Origin of the sequence: Mesorhizobium sp. M7A.F.Ca.CA.002.05.1.1, assembly GCF_003998335.1 — a bacterium.
Taxonomy (GTDB): Bacteria; Pseudomonadota; Alphaproteobacteria; order Rhizobiales; family Rhizobiaceae; genus Mesorhizobium.
The window spans coordinates 1-811 of record NZ_RZQI01001462.1; the positions used below are offsets into that span (position 1 = coordinate 1).

The window sequence follows — 811 nt, forward strand, 5'->3', positions numbered from 1 at the left end:
GGCTCCAGAGCGCAATGACCGCCGTCCGAAACTGGCGCTGCGCCAGCGGGCCAGCGACCACCCCATGGCGATGTTCATGGTGCTGGCTGCTTGCGCCTTCGTCGGCATGGCGTTCACGCCGACAATCGGGCCGGCCTTCGCTTCGTTGAATCCGCCGTCCAATCTCATCGACGGCGCGCAGACGACGACCAGGACCGCGCGTCTGCCGGTACCGGTGACCGACTTCGCCTGCAAGGGCCAGACCTGGGGTGCCGAGAGTATCGATTGCCTGCGCGCAATCGCCGAACAGTCCGGAACACACAAGAGCCGCGCCATCCGCATGATCGCCACTGCCGCACCGTTGGCCGACACGCCGAATATTTTCTGATTTTGTCGTAGCACGATCCGAAACCGTTCCCGTTTTGGGATCATGTTCTGGACTCCCCGAGCGCTCCCTCCAGCGCGCTCTTCTTCGGCCCCCGCCCCCGGGGGCCTCTTTTTTATCCTTTAAAGGCCGCCTGTTCGGCAATGGCAGACAGCACACTGCGCACATCAAGCGTGCTGAACGGCTTTTCCAGGATCTGCGGCCGCTGCTGTGCCGGCAGGGCCTCGATTTCGGCTTTCGCACCGATCAGGTCGCCTGTGACCAGCACGAAACGCCGCGCCAGGTCAGGCTTTTCGGCGAGCAGCTCGCGATAGATCGATATGCCGCTGACGCCGGGCATGCGCAGGTCCGAAAAGACGATGTCCGGCGGCATGTGGCCGCTCAAAGTGGCGGCGGCCGATTCCCAGACAGGAACGATCCGCGACTTGATGCCCATCAGCTCGAGAA

General features: G+C 63.5%; 1 protein-coding gene and 1 pseudogene. One reads left to right on the forward strand and one right to left on the reverse strand.

What is annotated here, in order from left to right; all coding sequences use genetic code 11:
- Positions 1-367, forward strand: a 367-nt coding sequence (locus tag EN939_RS36360) for a hypothetical protein (protein WP_127272067.1), incomplete at its 5' end; no start/stop codon positions are given.
- A gap of 112 nt (positions 368-479) precedes the next feature.
- On the opposite strand, the pseudogene EN939_RS36365 reads toward EN939_RS36360, so the two are convergent.
- Positions 480-811, reverse strand: a pseudogene (locus EN939_RS36365) (response regulator); the annotation flags it as partial.